The organism is Streptomyces sp. NPDC045026, assembly GCF_056432625.1.
The window spans coordinates 123,458-137,269 of the sequence record NZ_JBWKIS010000007.1; the positions used below are offsets into that span (position 1 = coordinate 123,458).

The 13,812-nt window shown below is 69.7% G+C and carries 12 protein-coding genes and 2 tRNA genes; 5 read left to right on the plus strand and 9 right to left on the minus strand.

Annotated features, from left to right (window positions below):
• Positions 1–108 precede the first annotated feature (108 nt).
• Together tig and AC07EJ_RS17695 are read right to left on the minus strand one after the other, a co-directional pair.
• Entirely contained in the window at positions 109–1,497 is a 1,389-nt protein-coding gene (gene tig, locus AC07EJ_RS17690; RefSeq protein WP_478884478.1) for a trigger factor, read from the minus strand.
• 151 nt (positions 1,498–1,648) lie between these two features.
• A tRNA-Pro gene (locus AC07EJ_RS17695) sits at positions 1,649–1,725 on the minus strand.
• A 141-nt stretch (positions 1,726–1,866) separates the two neighbouring features.
• On the opposite strand from AC07EJ_RS17695, the gene AC07EJ_RS17700 reads away from it, so the two are divergent.
• Positions 1,867–1,937 (plus strand) — tRNA-Gly (locus AC07EJ_RS17700).
• A 77-nt stretch (positions 1,938–2,014) separates the two neighbouring features.
• Here the strand turns inward: AC07EJ_RS17700 and AC07EJ_RS17705 are convergent.
• Entirely contained in the window at positions 2,015–2,209 is a 195-nt protein-coding gene (locus AC07EJ_RS17705; protein WP_100594330.1) for a hypothetical protein, read from the minus strand.
• Between the two features lie 535 nt (positions 2,210–2,744).
• Here AC07EJ_RS17705 and AC07EJ_RS17710 point away from each other — a divergent pair.
• Entirely contained in the window at positions 2,745–3,893 is a 1,149-nt protein-coding gene (locus tag AC07EJ_RS17710; RefSeq protein WP_393586538.1) for an acyltransferase family protein, read from the plus strand.
• A gap of 70 nt (positions 3,894–3,963) precedes the next feature.
• On the opposite strand, the gene AC07EJ_RS17715 is transcribed toward AC07EJ_RS17710, so the two are convergent.
• Both AC07EJ_RS17715 and AC07EJ_RS17720 read right to left on the minus strand, forming a co-directional pair.
• Positions 3,964–4,410, minus strand: coding sequence for an HD domain-containing protein (locus AC07EJ_RS17715; RefSeq protein WP_389477460.1), 447 nt, complete (start codon positions 4,408–4,410; stop codon positions 3,964–3,966).
• Positions 4,404–5,231 carry an ABC transporter ATP-binding protein gene (locus AC07EJ_RS17720; RefSeq protein WP_389477458.1) on the minus strand — a complete coding sequence of 276 codons (828 nt, stop codon included), beginning with the start codon at positions 5,229–5,231 and terminating at the stop codon, positions 4,404–4,406. The genes AC07EJ_RS17715 and AC07EJ_RS17720 overlap by 7 nt, the downstream gene beginning before the upstream one ends.
• 240 nt (positions 5,232–5,471) lie before the next feature.
• On the opposite strand from AC07EJ_RS17720, the gene AC07EJ_RS17725 reads away from it, so the two are divergent.
• Complete coding sequence (locus AC07EJ_RS17725; protein WP_478884479.1) at positions 5,472–6,734, plus strand: cation:proton antiporter; 1,263 nt, start codon at positions 5,472–5,474, stop codon at positions 6,732–6,734.
• A 21-nt stretch (positions 6,735–6,755) separates the two neighbouring features.
• Here the strand turns inward: AC07EJ_RS17725 and AC07EJ_RS17730 are convergent, their stop codons facing one another.
• Both AC07EJ_RS17730 and AC07EJ_RS17735 read right to left on the minus strand, forming a co-directional pair.
• The gene (locus AC07EJ_RS17730; RefSeq protein WP_478884480.1) at positions 6,756–8,045 is read right to left on the minus strand and encodes a hypothetical protein; all 1,290 of its coding nucleotides are present in this window, start codon (positions 8,043–8,045) and stop codon (positions 6,756–6,758) included.
• 3 nt (positions 8,046–8,048) lie between these two features.
• Complete coding sequence (locus AC07EJ_RS17735; protein WP_393586545.1) at positions 8,049–9,197, minus strand: PP2C family protein-serine/threonine phosphatase; 1,149 nt, start codon at positions 9,195–9,197, stop codon at positions 8,049–8,051.
• Between the two features lie 149 nt (positions 9,198–9,346).
• Between AC07EJ_RS17735 and AC07EJ_RS17740 the strand changes: the two genes are divergently transcribed.
• Positions 9,347–10,585 (plus strand): GNAT family N-acetyltransferase, encoded by a 1,239-nt coding sequence (locus AC07EJ_RS17740; RefSeq protein ID WP_389477449.1) that lies wholly within the window; start codon positions 9,347–9,349, stop codon positions 10,583–10,585.
• 46 nt (positions 10,586–10,631) lie between these two features.
• Here the strand turns inward: AC07EJ_RS17740 and AC07EJ_RS17745 are convergent, their stop codons facing one another.
• Positions 10,632–11,444, minus strand: a complete 813-nt coding sequence (locus AC07EJ_RS17745) for an Fpg/Nei family DNA glycosylase (protein WP_393586547.1) — start codon at positions 11,442–11,444, stop codon at positions 10,632–10,634.
• An 85-nt stretch (positions 11,445–11,529) separates the two neighbouring features.
• Positions 11,530–12,015, minus strand: a complete 486-nt coding sequence (locus AC07EJ_RS17750; RefSeq protein WP_227294665.1) for a ribose-5-phosphate isomerase — start codon at positions 12,013–12,015, stop codon at positions 11,530–11,532.
• 174 nt (positions 12,016–12,189) lie between these two features.
• Here AC07EJ_RS17750 and AC07EJ_RS17755 point away from each other — a divergent pair, with 174 nt between their 5' ends.
• Positions 12,190–13,653 carry an amino acid permease gene (locus AC07EJ_RS17755; RefSeq protein WP_389477445.1) on the plus strand — a complete coding sequence of 488 codons (1,464 nt, stop codon included), beginning with the start codon at positions 12,190–12,192 and terminating at the stop codon, positions 13,651–13,653.
• Positions 13,654–13,812 lie beyond the last annotated feature (159 nt).

The following is a 13,812-nucleotide window of genomic DNA, read 5'->3' on the forward strand; positions in this document are numbered from 1 at the left end:
GGAACTGTTCGCTGTGAGCGCATGTCGCGCCCTGCCCCGCAGCTACGACTGGGCCCCGGGACGATGTCGTCCCGGGGCCCAGCTGCGTAGATGAGATCAGACCGAGGCTCAGGCCTCGTTCTTCTCCTCGGCGTCGGCGGATGCCTCCGCCTCGACGGTCTCGCCGGCGGCAGCCGACTCGTCCTCGTCGTCCTCGAGGTCGACGATCTCGCCGTTCGTGTCCTTGACCGTGGCGGCCTCGACGACGACCGCGAGGGCCTTGCCGCGGGCGACCTCGCCGACCAGCATCGGGACCTGGCCGCCTTCGACGACGGCCTGGGCGAACTGGTCGGGGGACATGCCGGAGGACTGCGCGCGCCGCATGAGGTGCTCGGTGAGCTCCTCCTGGTTGACGTTCAGCTTCTCCTTGTTGACGAGCTCGTCGAGGACGAACTGCGTCTTGATGCCCTTGACGGCCTGCTCGGCGGTCTCGGCGTCGAACTCCTCGGCCGTCTTGCCCTGGATCTCGAGGTACTTCGCGAGGTCGAGGCCCATCTGGCCGAGCTGGTGGTGCTCGAGGTTGTGCTTGCGGGTCTGGACCTCGTCCGCGAGCAGCTTCTCGGGAACGGGGACCTCGACCAGCTCGAGCAGCTTCTCCAGGACGCGCTCCTGGGCCTGCGTGGCCTGGTCGTACTGCTTCATGTTCTCGAGGCGCTTGCGGCTGTCGGCCTTGAGCTCGTCGAGGGTGTCGAACTCGGAGGCGAGCTGCGCGAACTCGTCGTCCAGGGACGGCAGTTCACGAGCGGCGACCTGGGTCACCTTGACGGCGACCTCGGCCTCCTTGCCCTCGGCGGAGCCGCCCTTGAGCTCGGAGGTGAAGGTGGCCTCGCCACCGGCCTCCAGGCCCTTCACGGCCTCGTCGATGCCCTCGAGGAGCTCGCCGGAGCCGATCGTGTACGAGACGCCGGACGCGATGCCGTCCTCGAGCACCTCGCCGTCGACCTTGGCCTCGAGGTCGATCGTGACGACGTCGCCGTCCTCGGCGGCCCGCTCGACCGGGGAGGTGGAGGCGAAGCGCTCACGGAGCTGCTCCACCGACTTGTCCACGTCCTCGTCGGAGACCTCGATGGCGTCGACCTCGACCTCGATGCCGGAGTAGTCCGGAATCACGATCTCGGGACGGATGTCGACCTCGGCGGTGAAGTTCAGCGTCTCGCCGTCCTTCAGCTCCGTGATGTCGACCTCGGGCTGGCCGAGCACGTTGAGCTCGGCCTCGTTGACCGCTTCGGTGTAGAACTTCGGGAGCGCGTCGTTGACCGCCTCCTCCAGGACCGCACCGCGGCCGAACCGCTGGTCGATGACTCGGGCCGGGATCTTGCCCTTGCGGAAGCCCTTCACCGTGACCTGCTGGTTGATCTTCTTGTACGCCGCGTCGAGGCTGTCCTTGAGCTCCTCGAAGGGCACCTCAATGCTGAGCCGAACCCGGGTCGGGTTCAGGGTCTCCACGGCGCTCTTCACGGTTCGGTCTCCTTGGGGGCTGACTTCTGGGTTCCTGCCCGGTTAAGAGACACACGGGCACGCAGCTTGCATAGTAACGGCAAGCCGGAGCCGACCCACAACGCGATCTTGAGGAGACGTTTAACTGCTTGAGACGCTGCTGTTGCGACGCTGGTCGGGGTGGCGGGATTTGAACCCACGGCCTTCCGCTCCCAAAGCGGACGCGCTACCAAGCTGCGCCACACCCCGTCGGTGCGACACGTAGGGTACATGCACGCGGCCGGTGCGGCTCCCGCATTACGAGCGGCGTGAATGCGGTGTGCGGCGAGGGGCTCCGACCCGCTACGATGCTTCCCGTTGCCGCGGTCACCGACCTGCGGTGCGAACTGTGCGGGCGTAGCTCAATGGTAGAGCCCTAGTCTTCCAAACTAGCTACGCGGGTTCGATTCCCGTCGCCCGCTCTTGTGACCCCGGGCCCGGTTCTCACGAACCGGGCCCGGGGTTTTTCACGTCCAGAGCCGGACGGTCTCTCGAGCGGTCAGAACTGGATCGAGTTGATCGTGTCCGCTATCGAGTTCAGGAATCTCTGGATGTCGTCGGCCATTCCGGTCGAGGCCAGGAAGAACCCGAACAGGACCGCCACTACGGCAGGCCCGGCCTTGATCGACCCTCCCCGGATCAGCACCACGAGAATGATCGCCAACAGCAGTACGACTGACAGCGAAATGGCCACACTGATCACACCCTAGGTCGGTCCGCTCTCCCGGCCCGGGGGGTACGACCCCGCACACCCCCGCCAGGACCATCGTGCCACCAACACGGCCCCCGTATGCGGCTGGTGACGCATCGTCGGCCACTCCCGCGCGACGGCCCGCCGGCCGCACGCCCTTGGGGCACATGATCGGCGCGCGTTCCCCGGGCAATTTCACGGGTTCCCGTGGCCGGCAATTCGGCCTGATCGTTTCCATGCACACACAGCATGTCCACATGGTGAGCACGCGAGGTCACGCATGTGTTGTTCGCTGTGAATTCGAATTGTCGCGGGGGCCACACCCGGGGCGGTCGAGTGCGGCCGATATGCACTATTTAATCAGGATGAGAGTGGTCATAACGGACTCATCTGGATGCCTCCCGAAGTCTTGCCGGAAGACCTGCGAAAACTTCGCCATCGCTATGCCGACTTCTCCGAATCGGGGGTACACGCGCGGTAAGGAGGATTTGACGTGAGGGTTTTACGAAATACAGCGGGCGCCGCTAAGGTGCCTCAGATGTTCCGCGCTGCCCCCACCCGAGCCCCGCTCCCTGCGGCACAGACGGCCCCCGCCCATCAGCCACCGAACACGGCAGCCGCTTCCCCCACACCGGCCGCCAAGCCCGCGAAACAGCGGGACGCGTTCTTCGACAACGCCAAGTACCTGGCCATCGTGCTCGTCGCGATGGGCCACTCCTGGGAACCGCTGACGGATCACAGCCGCGTCGCCGAGGCGCTGTACATGATCGTCTACACGTTCCACATGCCGGCGTTCATCGTCATCTCCGGCTACTTCTCCCGCAGTTTCGACATGCGGCCCGACCGGCTCCGGCGGCTCATCACCGGGGTCGCCGTGCCGTACGTGATCTTCGAGGTCGCGTACACCTTCTTCAAGCGCTGGGCGGACGACGATCCGACACAGCCGATCAGTCTGCTCGATCCCTGGTTCCTGACCTGGTTCCTGATCGCACTGTTCATCTGGCGGCTCACCACCCCGCTGTGGAAGATCGTCCGCTGGCCGGTGCCGCTCGCGGTCGCGATCGCCGTACTCGCCTCCGTCTCCCCCGACATCGGCGACGACCTCGACCTCCAGCGCGTCCTGCAGTTCCTCCCCTTCTTCGTCCTCGGCCTGTTCATGAAGCCCGAGCACTTCCAGCTGGTGCGCCGCCGCGAGGTGCGGATCCTGTCCGTGCCGATCTTCGCGGCCGCGCTGGTCCTCGCGTACTGGGCCGCTCCGCGGATGACGTCGGCGTGGTTCTACCACCGCGACAGCGCGCAGGAGCTGGGTGCTCCGTGGTGGGCCGGTGTAGTGATGACCTTCGCGCTCTTCGGCTGCTCGGTCGTGCTCACCGCGTGCTTCTTCGCCTGGGTGCCGCGGCGGAAGATGTGGTTCACCGTGCTGGGCGCGGGGACGCTGTACGGCTACCTGCTGCACGGCTTCATCGCGAAGGGCTCGCGGTTCTGGGGCTGGTTCGACGACTACGCCTGGCTGCACAAGCCGCTGGGCGAGGTGTTCGTGACGGTCGTCGCGGCCTCCCTGATCACGGTCCTGTGCACTCCCCCGGTCCAGCGGATGTTCCGGTTCGCGATGGAGCCGAAGATGGAGTGGGCGTTCAAGAAGGACGCGGCCGAGGTGGCGCGGAATCGTGGGCGGGCCCGCGTTTGAGGGTGGCGCGGGGGCTTGTCGCGCAGTTCCCCGCGCCCCTCATAGGGGCGCGTTCACAGGGGCGCGTCGTCTACGGGGTTTCGTTGATGCCCAGTAGCGATCTCATCCCTGCGTACTTCCTTGTCAGGCGCTCTCTCGTCGGCGCGTCCAGGACCGCCAGGCGGGTGGGGTTCGCGTTGTGGGCCAGGTCCGACTCCTTCACCAGCAGCGCGCCCGGAGTGGCCAGAATTCGTTGCGCGTAGGCCTCTTGAGGCTCTCCGGGGCGCTTGGTGAGGGCGAGGACGACGGCCTTCGTGCGGTCCGTGAGGTCCGCCGCGGCCAGCCACCGGGGCGAGAGCGCGTCGTCCTCGATCGCGTCGTGCAGCCAGGCCGCCGCGATCTGCTCGTCGTCGCCGCCCCGGGCGCGTACACCTTCGGCGACCGCCTCCAGGTGCTCCGCGTAGGGGCGTCCGGCCTTGTCCGTCTGGTTGGCGTGGGCCCTGCGTGCCAGGGCCTCCACCTCGGCGAGGGTCAGCATGCGGCCGACCCTACGGGCTGCGCGGGGGCGCCCGGGTGCACGGGTGTACGGGCGGGGGCCGTCAGGGCCGTCATGCGGGCGGCGATCGTCTGCACGGACCCGCCGTTCAGCTGATCCACGATCCGGCCGTCGGCGAGGAACAGGACGCGGTCGGCATGGGCCGCGGCGGCCGGGTCGTGGGTGACCATGACGACGGTGGCGCCCATGCGGTCGACGGCGGTGCGCAGAAGCCCCAGGATGTCGGCGGCCGTTGTCGTGTCCAGGGCTCCGGTCGGCTCGTCCGCGAAGACGACGTCGGGGCGGGTGATCAGGGCGCGGGCGATGGCGACGCGCTGCTGCTGGCCGCCGGAGAGTTGGCCAGGACGCCACCCGCCCTTGTCGCCGAGGCCGACCTGGGCGAGGACCTCGGCGGTTCGGCGCCGGTCGGGGCGGTGCCCCGCGAGGCGCATGGGCAGGACGACGTTCTGCTCGACGGTGAGCGAGGGCAGCAGGTTGAACGCCTGGAAGACGAAGCCGAGTCGGGTGCGGCGCAGGGCGGTGAGCTTGTTCTCGCCCATGCCGGTGATGAGGGTGCCGCCGAGGTGGACGGTGCCGTCGGTGGGGCTGTCGAGGCCGGCCGCGCACTGGAGGAACGTGGACTTGCCGGAGCCGGAGGGGCCCATGACGGCGGTGAAGGTGCCGCAGGGCAGGGCGAGGTCGATGCCGCGCAGGGCGTGCACGGCGCCGCCGCCGCGGCCGTACCGACGGCGGACTCCGCGCAGCTCGACGGCCCACCTGTCGTCACGCGGCACCTCGTCGTGCCGCTTCTTGCCCAGGCCCATGGTCGCCCTCTCGTACGGTGCCGGATCCGATGTCCCGAACGTACGGATCGAGGGCCTGGGCCGGCCATGAGGGCCGCTGGCGAAACGGGGGTGGGGAGAACCCCACCCCGGCCGCGAAATGGTTTGGTAAGCTAACTATTGACGCGTTCTTGACCTTCTCTTGACCCAAGCGGGTCATCCGACCAAGCCAAGAAACGAAAGAGGAGCGGGCCCATCGGACACGCAGACACGTTGATAGCCATGGGCGGCGCCTTTCTCGCCGCCGCCGTCCTCGCCCGCCTCGGCGGACGCATCGGACTTCCCACCATTCCCCTGTTCATCCTGGCCGGGATCCTCCTCGGCCCGCACACACCCGGCATCGTGCTGGTCGCCGACCCGCACGACCTGGAGATGCTCTCCGCGCTCGGCCTGGTCCTGCTGCTCTTCTACCTCGGCCTCGAATTCCATCTGGACGACCTCAAGACCGGCGGCCGCAAGATGGCCGCCGCCGGCGGGACGTACCTCGCGCTGAACGTCGGCGCGGGCCTCGGCTTCGGATTCGCCCTCGGCTGGGGCACCTCCGAGGCTCTGGTCCTCGCCGGGGTCCTCGGCATCTCCTCGTCGGCGATCGTCACGAAGGTGCTGGTCGACACCGGCCGCCTCGGCAATCCGGAGACCAGGCCGATCCTCGGGATCATCGTCGTCGAGGACATCTTCCTGGCCCTCTACCTGGCCGCGCTCCAGCCCATCCTGTCCGGCGCGGACAGCCTGGCGTCGGCGGTCATGGACGGCGGCAAGGCGTTCGGCTTCCTCCTGCTGCTCGCCCTCGCGGCACGCTTCGGCACCCGCATCGTGGGCCACCTCTTCAACACGAAGGACGACGAGCTCCTCGTCATCTCGTTCCTCGGCGCGGCGGTGTTCGTCGCCGGGGTCTCCGAGTGGTTCGGGGTCGCGGACGCGATCGGCGCGTTCATGGTCGGCCTGATGCTCGGCTCCACCACATCGGGCGAGCGCATCCGCAAGCTCGTGCACCCCCTGCGGGACGCGTTCGGCGCGATCTTCTTCTTCGCGTTCGGCCTCTCCATCGACCCGGGCGACCTGCCGACGGTGCTGTGGCCGGTCCTCGCCGCCGTCGCCGTGACGCTGGTGATGAACGTGCTGGCGGGACTCGGCGCGGCGCGCGTGTACGGGTTCGGGCCCGGCCCCGCCGCGAACATCTCGACGGCGCTGCTCGCCCGGGGCGAGTTCGCCCTGATCCTCGCGACGATGGCGGCGGCCGCGGGGCTCGACTCCCGCCTCTCCCCCTTCATCGCGGGGTACGTGCTGGTGCTCGCCGTGCTGGGGCCGTTGGCGGCCGGGCAGTCGCGGTGGCTGGCCCGGATCCTGCCGGGCGGGCGGGCCCCGGATCCGGCTGCGGCCCCGGATCCGGCTGCGGCCCCGAATTCGGCTTCGGCTTCGGCTTCGGCTTCGGCTTCGGCTTCGGCTTCGGCTTCGGGGGAGGAACGGATCGGCGCGGGCAGGTGAGCGGTGAGCCGCGGTGCGGGGTCACTCCCCGGACCGCGGCCACCCGGCGGCCGGTCCGACGATCGGGGGTTCCTCGGGCGGCTCGGCACGGGGCGGGGCCACCGCGGCGGGCGCACCATCCGGAAAGGCGGGCGCACCATCCGAAATGGCGGGCGCACCATCCGGAAAACAGTGGGCCTGTGCCTCCCGCAGCGCCGGGAAGTCATCCAGCGCCCGCGAGAACAGCAGCGCGTACTCCTCGCCGTACGTCCCCGCTGCCGCCCAGAGGGAGTCCAGTGCCGCCCGCAGCGGATCCGGGTCGGCCGCGGCGTACAACGCCGGGGTCGCCACCGCCTGTTGCAGCAGCCGCGGAACGCTGCCGTGCACCAGTGCCGCGACCCGCACCATGGTGTGCTCGATCGCGGGATCGCTCAACAGCCTTTCGACGACGCCCTGTTGAGACGGGAGCGGAGCCTCCCCCTCCCCTTCCACCGCCCTCATCAGTTCCACGAGCCAGTCGACCCGGTCGAGGCCCGCCCGCACGAAGGCGCGGCGCATCGCCCAGTGCGCCACGCTCCGCTGCGTCGCCGCGTCCACCGCGTCGACGGCGTGCACGAGCGCGGGCGCGACCTGACTGATCCCCGCGATGTCGCCGCCCACGGCGCGCAGCTGCGGGGTGGGCAGGCGGCCACCCCATTCCCGCTTCTCGTACGCGATCTCCCGGTCCCGACGCTCGCGCTCCTCGCGCTCCCTGGCCTCCCGCTCGGCCGCGGCCCGCTCCTCGGGGGCCGGCGGCGGGGGCAGGCTCCGGGCGAAGTCGTGCCAGTAGGCCGCGTCCTGGGACGTCTGCCTCAGGAGGCGGTCGGGGGCGTGCGGTGCCGGCCAGAACTGGAGCAGATGACGTTCGAGGGATCCGGCCAGGTCCAGGTCGACGGTCTCGGCGTTCCGGGACTCGTCGAGGCCGCTGCCGCAGTAGCGCACCCGGTGGCAGACCCGGTCCAGGCCGAGCGGAAAGGAACCATCGCCTCCCCACAGGTCCAGCGACACGTCGTCGCCGACGGGCGTGAAGGAGACCTCGACGATCTCCTCCCACGCGTCGTACGACCCGTCGAGTGCCGGTGCCGACTCGTGGACCTCGACGGTGAACGGGATGTGGCCCGTGTGCAGGCCGGTGGACAGGTACAGGAACCCCGGCAGTGCGGCTCCGGCGAGGCCCTGCGTCTGGCCCGCCATGGTCTCGTGCGGTCCGCCGCCGGAATCCCGGCCAGGGTCACTGACGACGTACAACTGGCCGTAGCTGACCGAGAGGCGCTCGCTCAGCACGGTCCGCACGGCTCACGCGTCCCGGCAGATCACGAGCAGCGCCCGGTCGTCGTTGACGTCCTTGGCCACCGCTTCGATGAGGTGCCAGGCCGCGCCGTGGAAGCCGCCGGAGACATAGCGGTCCGCCTCGCCGGTGAGGCGGTCGATGCCCTCGGTGATGTCGCGGTCGGACGTCTCGACCAGGCCGTCCGTGAAGAGCATCAGGACGTCGCCGGGCCTCAGGGAGCCCTTTATGGAGTCGAACTGGGCGCCGTCGTAGACGCCGAGGAGCGGGCCCTCGGCGGCCTTCTCCTCCCAGCGGCCGCTGCCCGCGCTGAGCTGGAGGCCCGGCGGGTGCCCCGCGGAGAAGAGTTCGTAGTCACCCGACTCCAGGTCGAGGACGAGGTGGATGGAGGTGGCGAAGCCCTCGTCCCAGTCCTGGCGGAGCAGATAGCCGTTGGCTGCGGTCAGGAAGGCGTGCGGCGGCAGGGAGCCCAGGAGTCCGCCGAAGGCTCCGGACAGGAGCAGCGCCCTCGACCCCGCGTCCATGCCCTTGCCCGAGACGTCGGTGAGGACGGCCTCCAGCGTGCGGCCGCCGTTCGTGCGGGCCGCGACGACGAAGTCGCCGGAGAAGGACTGGCCGCCGGCCGGGCGCAGCGCCATCTCGCGGTGCCACCCCTGGGGCAGCTGCGGCAGCTTGCTCTGTACGCGGATGCGTTCGCGCAGGTCGAACAGCATCGTGCCGCCGCGCCGCCAGGGCACGCCGACCCGGCTGCGGAACTGGGCGATGAGCAGACCGAAGAAACCGCAGGCGGCCACGACAAGGACGGTGCCGGGGGTGACCCGGGCGGCGCCCTCCGCGTACGGGCCGAGCCTGACCGATTCCACGATGAGGGCCGCCGCGGCGGCCGCGTACAGGCCGAGGAGGCTGGCCGGGCGCAGCAGCAGGCCGCCCGCCACGATCGGCAGGACGAGCGCCGTCGGGGAACACCAGACCGGGTTGAGGAGGGTGCCGCAGGCGATGACCGGGACCGTGAGGAGCAGGCCCACCAGCGCGACCCAGTCGGAACCGTCGCCCCGGAAGTAGTCGACACCCGATTTGCGCAGGCCGATGCGGGCCCGGTGCAGTCTCATCTTCATCCGGGCCGGAAACGTCTCGGCTTGCGCGCGTCGTCCTGCCATTGCTCGTGGACCTTATCCATCGGGCCAGGGGCTTCGCACGGGAGGTCCCACTTGTCCCTCTTCCCGGCGGCCCCGGGCGGTTCCCGGGGCGCCTTCCCGGGCGGGGAAATTCTCTCGCTTCGCCCACGGTGTCCTGGTAGGGATGGCTTATGACGATGGACGTACGGGTGCTGCGCCAGGACGAGTGGAACGAGTGGTACGCGAAGCTGGAGCTGGCCTTCGGTGGCGTCCCCGAAGCGCCTGAGGAGCGCGCGCTCTACAACGACCTCACCGAGTTCGACCGGTCCATCGGCGTGTGGGACGGCGAGCGTTGCGTGGGGACGGCGGGGGCCTTCTCGTTCCGGGTGACGGTGCCGGGCGGGGCACAGGTGCCGGCGGCGGGCGTCACGATGGTGTCCGTCGCAGCGACGGACCGACGGCGCGGGGTCCTGACGTCGATGATGCGGCGCCAGCTCGACGACGTACGGTCCTGGGGTGAGCCGCTCGCCGTGCTCACCGCGTCCGAGCCCGCCATCTACGGCCGGTTCGGGTACGGGATCGCGACGCGGCAGGCGAGCGTGGAGATCGACTCGACGCGGGTGCGGATCAACGCACCGGCGGGCACGGACGACGTACGGCTGCGTTTCGTCGACGTCGCCGAGGCCGCCGCCCGGTGCGAGGCCGTGTACGTGCGGACGATCGGCACCCGGCCCGGCATGTTCGCCCGCAGGCCGGGCTGGGAGCGGCTGCCGCTGCTCGACCCGCCGTCGGAGCGCGAGGGCGCGTCGCCGATGCAGTGCGTGCTGGCCGAGCGGGACGGGGAGACGGTCGGCTACGTCCGGTTCCACAACAAGCCCGAGTGGGACGCGGCCGGCCCCAAGGGCCGGATCACGCTGCGGCACATCGACGCGCTCGACCCGGCGGCGTACGCGGCGCTGTGGCGCTTCCTCCTGGACATCGACCTGACGTCGACCGTCGAGGCACGCAACCGGCCGGTGGACGATCCGCTGTTCTCCCTGGTCAGCGACATCCGGCGGTGCCAGGTGCAACTGCGGGACTCGATGCACGTACGGCTCGTGGACGTCGGTCTCGCGCTGGAGGCCCGCACGTACCAGGCGCCGGTCGACATCGTGCTGGACGTGACGGACGAGTTCTGTCCGTGGAACGCGGGGCGGTGGCGGCTGACCGGGGACGCGAAGGGGGCGTCCTGCAAGCGCACGGGGGACGGCGAGGAACCAGCCGATCTCGCCCTGTCCGTACGGGAGTTGGCGGCCGTCTACCTCGGTGACACGTCGCCGACGGCGCTGGCGGCGGCCGGCCGGGTGCGGGAGCTGCGGCCGGGTGCGGTCGCCGAGGCGGCGCTCGCGTTCGGTTCGACGGTGGCGCCGTGGCTGCCGCACGGGTTCTGATCGGGTTCCGAACGGGTTCCGAAGGACGGCAGGGTGCGGGCGGCGGTCAGCGCGGTGGCTGGCACCTCGGGCACCAGAAGAGGTTGCGGGCCGCGAGGGAGGCCGTGCGGATCTCCGTGCCGCACAGGTGGCAGGGCATCGTGGCCCGCCGGTAGACGTACACCTCGCCGCCGTGGTCGTCCACGCGCGGCGGACGCCCCATCGCCTCGGGGGTGTGCTCCGGGCGGACGGTGTCGATGCGGTTGTGCCGGACGCCCTCGCGCATCAGCGCCACCAGGTCCGTCCAGATCGCCGTCCACTCGTCGGGCGTGAGGTCCTTGCCCGGGGTGTACGGGTCGATGCCGTGCCGGAAGAGGACCTCGGCGCGGTAGACGTTGCCGACGCCCCCGATGACCTTCTGGTCCATGAGGAGCGCGGCGACGGTGGTGCGGCTGCGGGAGATACGGCGCCAGGCGCGGTCCGGGTCGTCGCCGTTCCTGAGCGGGTCGGGGCCGAGGCGGTCGTGTATCGCCTGCTTCTCGGCGTCCGTGATCAGGGCGCAGGTCGTGGGGCCGCGCAGGTCGGAGTAGTACGTGTCGCTCAGCAGCCGCAGCCGGACGGTGTCCGTGGGCGGCGGGGCGGGGGTCTCCCCGATGGCGTATTTGCCGAAGAGGCCCAGGTGGATGTGGATCCAGCCGGTGTCCGCGAAGCCCAGGAAGAGGTGTTTGCCGTGGGCCTCCGTGGTGTCCAGGACCTGGCCGTCCAGGAGGGCGGCGCTGTCGGAGAACTTTCCCTGGGGGCTTCTCACCGTGACCGGGCGGCCGGTGAAGCGGTCCGCGTGGTCCTGGGCCAGGCGGTGGATGGTGTGGCCCTCAGGCACGGCTTTCTTTCTTCTGGGATGGGTGGGGGCGGGCGTCGGGGGTTTCCTCCCCCGGCCCGCCCCTTCCCGAAAGACCGGGGCTGAATCAGCCCTGCGGGTGGTGGGCCGGAATCGCGGGGAGTTCGCCCGTCTCCTCGTAGCGCGACAGCATCTCGATGCGGCGCGTGTGGCGCTCCTCGCCCGAGTACGGGGTGGAGAGGAAGATCTCGACGAACTTCGTCGCCTCTTCCTGCGTGTGCATGCGGCCGCCGATGGAGACCACGTTCGCGTCGTTGTGCTCACGGCCGAGGGCGGCGGTCTGCTCGCTCCAGGCGAGGGCCGCACGGACGCCCTTCACCTTGTTCGCGGCGATCTGCTCGCCGTTGCCGGAGCCGCCGATCACGATGCCGAGGGCGTCCGGGTCCGCCGCCGTGCGCTCCGCGGCACGGAGGCAGAACGGAGGGTAGTCGTCCTGGGCGTCATAGATGTGGGGCCCGCAGTCGACGGGCTCGTGGCCGTGAGCCTTGAGCCATTCGACGAGGTGGTTCTTGAGTTCGTAGCCGGCATGATCCGAGCCGAGGTACACGCGCATGGGTCCGAGTGTGGCACGTCCCACCCGGACACGGCGCGGTCGGGTCGTTGTCGCCGTTCGTTTACGGGCAAACGTCTCGGAGTCGAAAATCACGATACGGAGTCAGGTCTTCCGTCCGGTACGTCCCTGGGTTTGAATGCGTGGGCTCGTGACCCGAGACTTAAGGATTCGTCCATGACCTCGCAACCCTCCCTTGCGAAGGCCGACCAGGCGCCCCACAATCCTGGAGATTCACAGCCCGAGAACGGTTCGACCGGCACCAACGGTCCCGACGGGCTCAAGGCCGGCCTCAAGAACCGGCACCTTTCGATGATCGCCATCGGCGGTGTCATCGGCGCCGGACTCTTCGTCGGCTCCGGTTCCGGCATCGCCGCCGCCGGTCCCGCCATCCTCATCTCGTACGCGCTCGTCGGCCTGATGGTCGTCCTCGTGATGCGGATGCTCGGCGAGATGGCCGCGGCCCGGCCGACCTCCGGCTCCTTCTCCGCGTACGCGGACCGGGCGCTCGGCCGCTGGGCGGGCTTCTCCATCGGCTGGCTCTACTGGTTCTTCTGGGTCGTGGTCCTCGCCGTCGAGGCGACCGCCGGCGCCAAGATCCTCAACGGCTGGGTGCCCGGTGTCCCGCAGTGGGGCTGGGCCCTGATCGTGATGATCGTGCTCACCGCGGCGAACCTGGTCTCGGTCGGCTCCTACGGAGAGTTCGAGTTCTGGTTCGCGGGGATCAAGGTCGTCGCGATCGGCGCGTTCGTCGCCATCGGCGTGCTCGCCGTGTTCGGAGTGCTGCCGGGCTCGGACAACCCGGGTGACGGGGTCGCACACCTCACGGATGCCGGCGGGTTCATGCCCAACGGCGCCGGGTCGATCCTCACCGGCGTCCTCATGGTCGTCTTCTCCTTCATGGGCAGCGAGATCGTCACGCTGGCGGCCGGTGAGTCGGAGGACCCGCAGAAGGCCGTCACCAAGGCCACGAACAGCGTCATCTGGCGCATCGGCATCTTCTACCTGGGCTCGATATTCGTCGTTCTGACGCTGCTGCCCTGGAACGACAAGTCGATCGTCGAGGACGGCTCGTACGTCGCCGCCCTGAACTCCATCGGCATCCCGCACGCCGGTGAGGTCATGAACGTCATCGTGCTGACGGCCGTGCTGTCCTGCCTGAACTCCGGGCTCTACACCGCCTCCCGCATGGCCTTCTCGCTCGGTCAGCGCGGCGACGCCCCCAAGGCGTTCGCCCGCACCACCAGGCGTGGTGTGCCGCAGGCCGCGATTCTCGGCTCCGTCGTCTTCGGCTTCCTCGCCGTCTGGTTCAACTACCAGTGGCCGGACACCGTCTTCAACTTCCTCCTGAACTCCTCCGGCGCCGTCGCCCTCTTCGTCTGGCTCGTCATCTGCTTCACGCAGCTGAAGATGCGCGGCATCATCCTGCGCGAGGAGCCGGAGAAGCTCGTCGTGAAGATGTGGCTCTTCCCGTATCTGACGTGGGCCACGATCGCCGGCATCTCGTTCGTGCTCGTCTACATGCTCACCGACGACGCGGGCCGCGAGCAGGTCGTCCTGTCGCTGCTCGTGGCGGCCCTGGTGGTCGGTATCGCGCTGGTGCGCGAGCAGGTGCAGAAGCGGAAGAAGATCTCCGCCTGACCGTTCCCGGACGGTTTCGCCCAGCGGCCCGACATCGCCTTCGCGGCAACCTCCGCGGATGATGTCGAGGCCGCTGTCGCGTATGTGGACCGGGTGCGGTTACGCGGGCTGGGTGCGGAGGGGCTTGTACGACGCACAAACGCGGAAGAGGTTCGCCGG

Bases quoted from the DNA above. Each gene is read 5' to 3' on its own strand.
- AC07EJ_RS17725 (WP_478884479.1), top strand. From the start codon at position 5,472: ATGGGCGGCGCCTTTCTCGCCGCCGCCGTCCTCGCCCGCCTCGGCGGA.
- AC07EJ_RS17740 (WP_389477449.1), top strand. From the start codon at position 9,347: ATGACGATGGACGTACGGGTGCTGCGCCAGGACGAGTGGAACGAGTGG.
- AC07EJ_RS17715 (WP_389477460.1), bottom strand. From the start codon at position 4,410: ATGCTGACCCTCGCCGAGGTGGAGGCCCTGGCACGCAGGGCCCACGCC.
- AC07EJ_RS17710 (WP_393586538.1), top strand. From the start codon at position 2,745: ATGTTCCGCGCTGCCCCCACCCGAGCCCCGCTCCCTGCGGCACAGACG.
- AC07EJ_RS17750 (WP_227294665.1), bottom strand. From the start codon at position 12,015: ATGCGCGTGTACCTCGGCTCGGATCATGCCGGCTACGAACTCAAGAAC.
- AC07EJ_RS17735 (WP_393586545.1), bottom strand. From the start codon at position 9,197: ATGGCAGGACGACGCGCGCAAGCCGAGACGTTTCCGGCCCGGATGAAG.
- AC07EJ_RS17720 (WP_389477458.1), bottom strand. From the start codon at position 5,231: ATGGGCCTGGGCAAGAAGCGGCACGACGAGGTGCCGCGTGACGACAGG.
- AC07EJ_RS17755 (WP_389477445.1), top strand. From the start codon at position 12,190: ATGACCTCGCAACCCTCCCTTGCGAAGGCCGACCAGGCGCCCCACAAT.